This is a genomic window from Persephonella sp. (genome assembly GCF_027023985.1).
Classification (GTDB): Bacteria; Aquificota; Aquificia; order Aquificales; family Hydrogenothermaceae; genus Persephonella_A.
This window is the reverse complement of the sequence record NZ_JALVTW010000037.1, coordinates 51,686-61,318: the sequence shown is the minus strand read 5'-3', so window position 1 is coordinate 61,318 and position 9,633 is coordinate 51,686. Positions and strand designations below refer to the sequence as shown.

General features: G+C 28.4%; 8 protein-coding genes. All 8 read right to left on the bottom strand.

What is annotated here, in order from left to right; all coding sequences use genetic code 11:
* On the bottom strand, positions 1–770 hold a 770-nt coding region (cas7b, locus tag MVE07_RS10195; protein ID WP_297457215.1), incomplete at its 3' end, for a type I-B CRISPR-associated protein Cas7/Csh2.
* 24 nt (positions 771–794) lie between these two features.
* A complete protein-coding gene (locus MVE07_RS10190; RefSeq protein WP_297457212.1) occupies positions 795–2,489 on the bottom strand; it encodes a TIGR02556 family CRISPR-associated protein in 1,695 nt (564 codons plus the stop codon).
* A gap of 2 nt (positions 2,490–2,491) precedes the next feature.
* Positions 2,492–3,670: a type III-B CRISPR module RAMP protein Cmr6 gene (gene cmr6, locus MVE07_RS10185; RefSeq protein WP_297457209.1), complete on the bottom strand. Its 1,179-nt coding sequence runs from the start codon at positions 3,668–3,670 to the stop codon at positions 2,492–2,494.
* Positions 3,663–4,079: a type III-B CRISPR module-associated protein Cmr5 gene (gene cmr5 / locus MVE07_RS10180; protein WP_297457206.1), complete on the bottom strand. Its 417-nt coding sequence runs from the start codon at positions 4,077–4,079 to the stop codon at positions 3,663–3,665. Before cmr5 ends, cmr6 begins: the two co-directional genes overlap by 8 nt.
* A complete protein-coding gene (gene cmr4, locus MVE07_RS10175; RefSeq protein WP_297457203.1) occupies positions 4,055–5,215 on the bottom strand; it encodes a type III-B CRISPR module RAMP protein Cmr4 in 1,161 nt (386 codons plus the stop codon). Before cmr4 ends, cmr5 begins: the two co-directional genes overlap by 25 nt.
* A 3-nt stretch (positions 5,216–5,218) precedes the next feature.
* Entirely contained in the window at positions 5,219–6,679 is a 1,461-nt protein-coding gene (locus tag MVE07_RS10170) for a hypothetical protein (RefSeq protein ID WP_297457200.1), read from the bottom strand.
* Positions 6,679–7,782 carry a type III-B CRISPR module-associated protein Cmr3 gene (gene cmr3, locus MVE07_RS10165; RefSeq protein ID WP_297457197.1) on the bottom strand — a complete coding sequence of 368 codons (1,104 nt, stop codon included), beginning with the start codon at positions 7,780–7,782 and terminating at the stop codon, positions 6,679–6,681. Before cmr3 ends, MVE07_RS10170 begins: the two co-directional genes overlap by 1 nt.
* Entirely contained in the window at positions 7,779–9,623 is a 1,845-nt protein-coding gene (gene cas10, locus MVE07_RS10160; RefSeq protein ID WP_297457194.1) for a type III-B CRISPR-associated protein Cas10/Cmr2, read from the bottom strand. The genes cmr3 and cas10 overlap by 4 nt, the downstream gene beginning before the upstream one ends.
* Positions 9,624–9,633 lie beyond the last annotated feature (10 nt).

Genomic DNA, 9,633 nt, shown 5'->3' with positions numbered 1-9,633 from the left:
TTTAAAACAAAATCATCGGTGCTTCTTAGCTCTTCATCGTTTTTATCGCTTTCTATTTTTATGTATCTATGAAGTTCCCCGATGTGTGAGTGAACGCCATCTTTATAAATAACTTCTATCAATAGCCTTGGCATTTGCTCATTTTTAGAGCGGGTTATCAGATTTTTTGTTCCTTCCCACAAGGCTTTTCTAAGATATGCTAAATCTTCATCTGTTAATCCCGTATCTTTTGCGGCGTTTTCGTTTGCGACCCCATGGAAAGCTATGAATGAGTAAGGAAGTATCCATTCTTCTCTGAAAGTTTTCTGTTCTTTTCCTGAACCTGAAGCAAAAGCACCTGTTCCTTTTATAAACTCAAGTTTTACTCTATGAAGAGATTGCCCCATGTTAAACTGGACTGGTCCTGTGTAAGTAATAGAACTGTCTTTCTTTTTACCTGTTTCAATTGGGATAGTTCCACCAAAAAGGCGAACATCTATACATTCACTCAATATCCTTTCAGGATTATTGTCAAAATCTTTTGCTCTTGCTTTTGCATCTTGAATTTTACCTTCTTCATCTGAAATTTCCCTGACGAATATTTCCTGTCCTTCAAAATCTTTTAAATAATCTCTAATTGTTCTTTTAAGCCTAACATCTGTGACAATATTCCTTCCCGTTTCCTCGTCTATTCGTGGTTTGTTTTCGTCATTTGGGTCACCGTTAGGATTTGCAAAAGATACGTCGTAAAGAAATAAATACTCCCTTCTGTTTTTAATTGTTTCACTCATCTTTATCACCTCTTAAAAATTTTTCTATTGATTAGTTTGATTTTCTTTTTCATTTTCATAAACCATATCAGCAACTTCTTTTGATAAAGCCATTCCGCTGGCAAAATAAAAGTTTATCTCATCAATACTTAAACCAAATTTATCTTGAGATAAGAGGTTTTTTGCAATTTCTTCTGCAAGTTCTCTTTTACCGCTGTCAAATCTGCCATATTCCATTAGCTTATTTATAACCTTTGGGAGCAATCCTTTTATATCTTCTTCGTTCATTTTTAAGCCTTTTAGGTTTTTGAAAAATGGCGTATTTCCTCTCTCTTGTCCTTGAATATTTAAAAGCATCTGTGTCAATGCTCCAAGTAAGAATATTCCTCTTTTTGCTGGTGTGTTTAAAGAATTGCCTACTTTTTCATAAACTTTTTCAAATTTTGATTCTTCCATAGTTTTTACCTCTATATTTATTAACCTAAGTTCTTCTAAAAATCTGACATTCATAAGTGCGTCTATCACTGTATAGGAAAAGTTATTTCCATTTAAAAACTCATCTCTTAATTTTCTGTTAAAGATTTGTAGTAAGTTTTTGAAATCAATCTTTCCTTCTCTAAAGATTTTATCAACTACTTCAAGAAGCGTTTTATCAAATTCATTTAGGAACTTTACTAATCTTCCAAAGTTATAATCTTGCCCAAAGAGTTTATCAACTTTAGCTTTAACGTCAAAGATTTTGTGAATTCTGGAAGGTAGAACATCTTCTATTAAAAGAAGTATCCTTTCTGCTGCGTTGTCTTTTTTCAAAAACAAGAAATAAAAGCTAATTACATCTTTGTAGTCCTTCAAAATATCTAAAATCTCATCTTTGTCATCTGTTAGGGTTGTTCTTTTTTCTTTTGAGAGTGTTAGTTTTCCTGCTTCCATTGATAAGATTTCGTTTATTTCTTCTAGGGCTCCTGGTGTGTCTAGAATAAGTTTTGGGATTAGATAATACTGTTTTCCATAGAATTTAAATTTGAGATTATTTTCAACATACTTTTTGCCGTAATCTATTTTCAAAAAGCAGTCCTGGCATATAGGGAAGTTTTTCCATGCATTCTTTTTGCTAAAACCTGATGTTATGTAGCATTCTTTATCAAGTGTATAAAACTTATAAATCAAAGAAGTAGTAAAGACTTCTTCCTTTTTCTCATCGCAAACACTACAAATGGCGTCTTTTTTAGAAATTTCTTTGATTTTTGCTAAATAATCTTCTAATAGGATTTTTTTGAAATCTGGGTTTTCTATCTCATAAAGATATTTTCCATCTATTTTCAGGGTTAAAATTTTTCCATCTTTTGTTTGTGAGTCTAATTCTTTAAGCTGTTTTACTATCTCTTCTTTGTTTTTAGTAAGCTCTTCATAGATTTTCTGAATTTCTGGAAATTTTTTATGATTTTTAAGCCATCTTAAAAGCTTCTTTGTAAATGTTTTTTCTACCTCTGTAACTCTTGAAGTTGGAGAAAAATCTGGAGCATTTGAGCCAGAGGCTCTTTTATATAGATAGAGGTAAGGGCTTTCTCCTTTAAACTCTTCAACAGAAATTCCTTTAAAGTTAAAATTTTTATCAAACTCTAAAGCCCAGACTATTTTGTATGTTCCATTGCTATCAGGATTTTCAAGGAGAATATCTATCTCTGATTTATTTTCCCTATTTAAAAGTAGCTGCCCAATGTCTTTAAGTGCTGTTAGCATTGTTATCTTCCTTGATTAGAACTTAAATATCCATATCCTATAGAAGTTCTCGCTCCTATACCGTTAAATTCTAAAGCTTCTTTTAAAAGTTCAAAAATATAATTTATTAATTCATCTTTTGTTGTTATTAGTTCCTCGCTACCAAATTTTTTAAGATCAGGTGGCATATTTATTCCTTTTTTCATTCCAATAAAAAATCTGAAAGGGGTATTTTTTACGACTAAAAACTTTACTGGATTTAATTTTTGCCAGTCTGTTGGTGGGTTTCCTTTATCATAATATTCTGGGAAATGATTGTTCATTATATCTATATCAATGGTTATTTCTCCATCTGGAAAAGCATCAAAAAATACAATGTTTCCTTGATTATCCTGTGAACCAAAAACGAATTTAAAAAGCTCGTCTTTTAATGCTTTGTTTTCCTTTTCTTTAGAAGTCTCTTTATAAACTTTTTGTCTTTCTTCTTTTCCTAACTCTTCAAAATTTTTTAATTCTTTATTATTTGAAATTTTCTTTGCAATTTCTAATCTTTCTTCCTCATTCAAATTAAAACACTTAAAAGCATTTATTACATAATTTCTTAAAACTCCTTTTATCGCTTGTCCAGGAATATAAGGAATACCATATATATGGTGAAGGGTCATCGAAACTTCGTAAATAGAAGGACTTCCTAAACCTATGATTAGTTTGTATTCTGGTTTAAATCTTTTTTCTCTTACTATGTGTGTATTGTTTTCTAAATTTTTTATCGCAGATACATATCTACTTATAAATTTATGGTATAAATCTTCAGACAAGAATTTGTTGAGGTTTGGTATCCTATCCAATTTTAGTTCAATATCTTTTATAGTATTTTCATCTTTCATTATAAACTTGGCATAAGAATATTTATTCAACTTCAGATTAAAATTTGAAATCTCTTCATTTTTTAGAATATTATTTAGATTGCTTTTGACGTACTTTTCTTGTTCCAAAATAAAAATTTCTTTGGCCGTATATCCTCTCTTATTTTCTTCTAATTTAAAGGAAATCTTGGCACCTTCTTTTAGAAATTCTTTATTTTTAACATCATTGAAATGAAAGAATATGTCCTGATTTATATCTTTCGCTTTTATAAATCCAATTTTTTTCTCTTTTAGTAATTTTTTTATTATCCCTTCCATCTTTTTATCTTTACTCATTGCTTTCTTCTCCTTCAATCATTCCTTCTGCGAATCTTTTGAGCCATGAAAAGAGAGCCAAAATTTCAATGGTTATTGCTTTGTATAATTTCGGATCTTGATTTATAATCCATTCCATAAGTTCACTATCATTATTTTTTTTATAGTTTTGCCGAAGCCAGTCATTTACTTGTTCATATATGATTTTGTAGGCTTCTTTTGAAGCACTCCCCTTACCTTTTTTAGAAAAAATAAAGGCAAAGGTTCCTGCTAAGCCATTAACTTGAACATAAGTAGGTATTTTCTTTACATAAGACTGATACTTTTCTTGTATTTCTGAACTATTTTCTAAAACACTATTTACACAATCATAAGCAAACTTAGCTCTATTTAATTCACTCTGTTTCATATTTGATAATTCAGTTGCCATTTTTGTTGACCTCCTTCACTATTAAACAAATTCACTTCTATAAATCCTTTTCCTATAGTTTCATTTCCACCGATTTGGAGGATTTTAAGATTATCTCCATCTTTTTCAAAATTTTTCTCAAAGAAATCTTTTACTTCATTTTCATCAAAATTTTTTAAATCTGTTTTACACTTAATAAAATCTTCTAATTTTCCTGTTAAACAAGTTTTATTGTCTTTTTTAATTTTCTTTATACCTTCGCAATTTTGGGAGTTATTATCAGATTCTACTTCTATATCCTTACTCCTATCTAAAAACAATGGAGAAAAAAACACTATTGAATACATTACAGTTTCAGCTGGAAGGTATTCTTCTGTAAATAAGGCTCCTTGGTCAACTGTTCCTGTTTCGTTATTTATTTTTATTCTTGTTATAACTTCTGTTGAAAGCTTTACAAAATCTGTAAAATCATCGTCGGATAGAACTATTAATCTTTCTTTTAAGCTATCTTCTTCTATTCCTGTAAGTTTTGATAGAGTTTGAGCTAATTCAGAGACTTCCTGTTTTTTCTCAACTTCAAATAAATATTCTTCTAAAACAACTTGATTTCCTTTGACAATTAATTTACTTTCGTTGGAAACAAGAGCTTTTCCTTCGTCTTCAACTTTATAGATTTCAGCCTTAAATTCTCTGTCATCTATTTTTATTTCATTTGTTAATAAAGCCATCTTTAAATCAGATTCTAATCTTTTTAGAACAGCAGGACAGGTTGCATAAGCAAAAACACCTTTTAAAGATTTAACAGGAAATAACAAAATCCTTGCATCTGCAAAGGCTATTGAACTTGAAAATTGGATGAAGTCTAAATCTTCCTCAAAAAACTTTTTTATACTTTTACTTGCATTTGTTCCATCATATCCAAAAATAAGGTGTATTTTTATTTCTTCTTTTATTTTTTCCTCTTCATTCTCTTTGCTTTTAGCTTCTAATTCAAAAGCATCTCTTATACTTCCTTTTAGCGTTGAAGCTTCTATCTTAGGAAACCCTGTATGTCCTTCTCTTTGTATAGGTAAATCAACAATTCCCAAATCATTCCCACTCCCAGCATGGACAGGAGTTATTGCCCTTATAAAAAATGGTATTGCTGTTTTGAACATAATCTATTCCTCCAAAATGTTTTTGAGATTCTGTAAGTTTTTTAATTTGAAATTTTTAAAAAGTTTTTGATAAGTTCTCGATGTTATTTTTCCCTCTTTTATATCTTTAGGTGCAAGTGATAGGCAGAAATAGCAAATTTCAAATTTTACCTTTTTATTTTCAAAAAGTTTCTCTAACTGTAAGATTTTATTTTCATTAATGAGTTTGAATTTATTTTTACAGGATTTTTCATCAATACTGAATGAATACAAAGTCAATATGTATTTATGGATTTTTTTCTTTAGAAAATTTAATTCGATCAGTTGTTTATTTTTGATTTGTTTGATCAGACTTTTAAAGTTTTTTCCTTTTAATAGATAAGTAATGGGTTTAATTTCTATCCAGACAAATTCTTCGCTATTTTCAAGATATATATCGATATCTGTTTTTTCTATATCTAAAGATTTTCCGGTTTCAACTTTCTCAAAAGTAAAATTTTCTAAACAGTTATTTTCCGTAAACTTTTTATTAAAAAATTGATTGACAAAATACTCATAGACTAAATATTCTACAAATTGTCCAAAAGCATCTTCTTTAAAGACAGTTTTTTCAGAAGTTAATAATAAAATTTTCCCTAAAGGAGTTAATTTATTTCCATCTAATAGACCTTTTTTTATTAGAAACCCTTTTTCTTCATCCGATAATTTATCTAAATTTTTTAGAAATGGATAATATAAATCTAATAAACTTTTCTCTAATTCTATTGGTAAAGGTTCTACAGAAATTAAATCATTTTCTTTTTCTATGCTTTCAAATGTATAAACTACTTCATAACAAAAAATCTGAGCTATTGTAGATATATACGGTATAACACCTTTGTATCCACCTGTGATATTAAAGATTACTTCATCGCTTCCATATACAGTTTGATTGTTTTTATCCTTTGCAACAACTTCATATATTGTGTCAATTAAATTGTTAAGTCCATTTTTAAAAGTTTCTGTGCTGTCTATTCTTAAATCTTCAATATATTTAAGTTCAACTTTATTTATCTTTAATTCTTCTTTTATACCTTCACTTTCTAAAGCTTCTTTTAAAATTTCTCCAACAAAATAACCTTCATTCGTATCAGATATTATTAGATAGATATCTAATTCTTCATCTTTTTTGTTTTCTTTATCTAAATTTTCTCTCAATTTGTGAAGACTTGTAAGTTCGGCACTTGCATTTGGAAAACAATGTGTAGAGAAATCTTTTAGATATCGATATATATCTTTCTTTTTAATGTCTTCCATCCAATTTTTACTATATTTTTCTTTTAAATTTTTATCTTTCCTAAAGTATTCTAAAAATCTTCGTATTTTTGTAAACTCTTCTTTCTTACATTTCTCAATTTTAGTAAACTTTTTTTCAAATTCTTTATCGTTTAAAAATCTAGACAAATTTTCTACTAAAGATGAACCTACTGTTGTTATTACGATCATTAGTTATCTCTCCTATCTATATAATTTCCCACAAGTGTGATTCCAAATCCTTGCTTCCTTAATTCTTTGAATTCACTAATACTTCTAAAATGAAAGCATCTTATAATTTTGCTGAAATCTGTTTCTGTAGTCTCAAAATAATATACACTTCCTCTAGGAACAGCTCTATTCATGGGTTTTAGTCTTTTTTCTTTTAAATCAAACCCTCCGATTGATAAATACTTCCCTGTGGATATTGATAAAAGTTTTAATTCGATCTCTTCATCACACCAATCAGGTTTAAATTTTTGAAATTCTTTTGAATTCATCCATTCTGCTAAGTATCCATTCTTAAACACCGCTGGTGTAAGCAAGTAAAGTTTAAAAATAGAAGAGTTTCCGTCTATATTTATAGCTTTAATTTCTTCATCGATATTTTCATTTAAACGTTGGTAGTAAACTACTTTATTTTCCCCACCTAACTTTAAATATCCTTCATCATTCAGGTCTAATCCATCAAATTCAACGAAAATTTTTATTTTTATGTCTTCTTCATTTTTTAGTCTTGTTAATTGAACTCTATATAGTTTGCTTTCTTCCACAGAATTGGTAGTTTGATTTATCCCAATACCTATTTTGTATTCAGAAGTAATAATTTCATTTGTCGAAACTTTATCTGTTACATCAGAATTTTTTGATAAATAATTTTTAAAGTCTTGCTGATATATATATCCTTTAAAGTTCTCTACATTACCATTTTTGAACATTGGAATTTTAGGTAAGTTAACATTAGATAGGGTGCTATCATTCAGATACAAAGGATATAAGTTAGAATAACTTTCTTCTCTTTTAGAAACTAAATCATATGGGGCGGGATATAGAAGATTTTTAGTAATTTCGTCGTATAACGCTATATTTAATATTTTTAAATTTTCCCTTAGCTCATTTAAAGTTTCCTGAGTTAAAGGTATGTTGTTTTGAGCGATATATGCAGATAATATCGCTCCATATATTGTAGATGGGTAAGGTAATGATAAAGTATTTGCTATGGTTTCTTCTCCTAAAGAGAAGGGCTTGCCATCTCTAAAAAACAGTGTATCAAAAGGGTTTATTAGAATTTTCATACTAAAATCTCCCTCTCTAAAAACTTAATTATGTTTAACATTCCAAAAAAGTTTTGAAGATTATAATTTTCGTAATCTATTAATTGATTTAAATGATTATTCATTAAACCTATTGCTTTTTTCTTTTCTTTTTTATCAGAAATATTACAGCTTCTTTCTAAAACTCTTTTACTTTCAGCAAGAATAAAATTTTGTTTTTCTTCTAGTTCTATTTGTTCTTTTACTTTCTCTAAATTTTTTTCTTCATATAAATAAAAATCAATAAAAATTTTCCTAAAACTTTCTTCTAATTTTGTTATAAATGAGCTATTGAATTCTTCACTTACAACTATACTTTCATATATATTTTGTATATACTTAAGCTTATCCCATTTGTATATAGCTTTTCTAATTTCTCCTGAGCGTTTTAGAACGGCTATTCCAAAAGCGTTTTTGTCATCTAAGCTTTTCGCTTCTTCTTCTAATTTATTAACCCAATCTAAAACAAGGCTTAATGGGTCTTTGTAGTGAGCTATGACTATTCCTGCTGAGAAGGTTAGGTTTTTGTTTTCCTTTTTATAGCAAACTAATGGACAATTTACTAAATCATCAAATGCTTTTCTAAAATATTCTAAAACCTCAAACAAGTATTTTAGATTTATAAAACCTAAAAAATCATCTCCACCAGCGTAAACGGTTTTGCCTCTTTGTATTCCATCTAATTCGCCATCTAAGTGTTTTCTAGAATGTTCCGCAAATTTTAACAAGTTATAAGATAAAGCTTTATGAAAATCTTTTAATTTACTCATATCTTTCAAATACTCTCCACTTAGCCATTTGCCCATATTATCACCATCAAATTTTATAAGAGCATAGTATCTGGTTATTGGTATTTTGTCTTTTTTTGCTAATTGATAAATTTCTTGAAGTTTATTCTTTGCTTCAGATAATTTATTTTTATTTAAACCGTAGTCTTCGAAATATTTTTTAGTTAAATTTTCCTCATAATAGAGTTGTTCGTTGAAAAGTTCCCCTTGTTTTAAGTCTTTTTCATATTCTTCTAATTTGTTTTTTAGTATATCTGAAGCCCTATTCTTGACATTGAGAAAAGAAATTTTTGCTGTAGATGGAAATTCTCCTGATTTGTTCTTGTTATAAAACCTTTTTACAAAGCAAATTCCACAAAGACCTTCATTGTTTTCTATAAGATAGCTATCTGGAAGTAGTAAAGAGTTTTTACATACAAATGCTGGTTCTGTTCCCTCATTTTTTTTGAATTTAATATCTCTATAAACAATTGCATCTCTTTCTCCACATATTGAACATTTTCTATGATTTTCTTCTGTATCAAACTGTTCAAAACATCGAACGTTTTTTATAGCTCCTAAATATTTTTCAGCTTCTTTATATGCGCTTTGGTAAGAATTGTTTTCTATCGGATAAAAAAGCCAATAGATATTGAAGTATTTTGTTATGTGATCATTGAATTTTAATGAAAATTCTTTTTCATTTTTAGATATAGATTTATATTTTCCTTTTATATTTTTTAAGGTTTCATTGGCTATCTTGTTTTTCCAGTAGAGTAGGGTTCTAAATTCAATATCTCTGCCAATTATTTCTAAATTTTCTTCTACCACATTTTTAAATACTACAACAAATTTATTTGAAATCGAATGGGCTTTTTCTAAATCTCCACTTGGCATTATAATTTCGGCACCTTTTTTCTTTGCTAATTTTACAGCTTCTTTCGTTAATTCCGATAAAATTTGACTTCCTGCAAATAAATCTCTTGTTTTTCTCGCTTGCGATATAAAACTTTGAACAGGTGTGATAGTGAATGTGAAAATGTATTCTTTACCCATTTAATTACTC

What these genes read in the sequence shown, in the direction of transcription:
- cas10 (WP_297457194.1), bottom strand. Translation starts at nt 9,623, where the DNA reads ATGGGTAAAGAATACATTTTCACATTCACTATCACACCTGTTCAAAGT.
- MVE07_RS10190 (WP_297457212.1), bottom strand. Translation starts at nt 2,489, where the DNA reads ATGCTAACAGCACTTAAAGACATTGGGCAGCTACTTTTAAATAGGGAA.
- cmr5 (WP_297457206.1), bottom strand. Translation starts at nt 4,079, where the DNA reads ATGGCAACTGAATTATCAAATATGAAACAGAGTGAATTAAATAGAGCT.
- cmr6 (WP_297457209.1), bottom strand. Translation starts at nt 3,670, where the DNA reads ATGAGTAAAGATAAAAAGATGGAAGGGATAATAAAAAAATTACTAAAA.
- cmr3 (WP_297457197.1), bottom strand. Translation starts at nt 7,782, where the DNA reads ATGAAAATTCTAATAAACCCTTTTGATACACTGTTTTTTAGAGATGGC.
- cmr4 (WP_297457203.1), bottom strand. Translation starts at nt 5,215, where the DNA reads ATGTTCAAAACAGCAATACCATTTTTTATAAGGGCAATAACTCCTGTC.
- MVE07_RS10170 (WP_297457200.1), bottom strand. Translation starts at nt 6,679, where the DNA reads ATGATCGTAATAACAACAGTAGGTTCATCTTTAGTAGAAAATTTGTCT.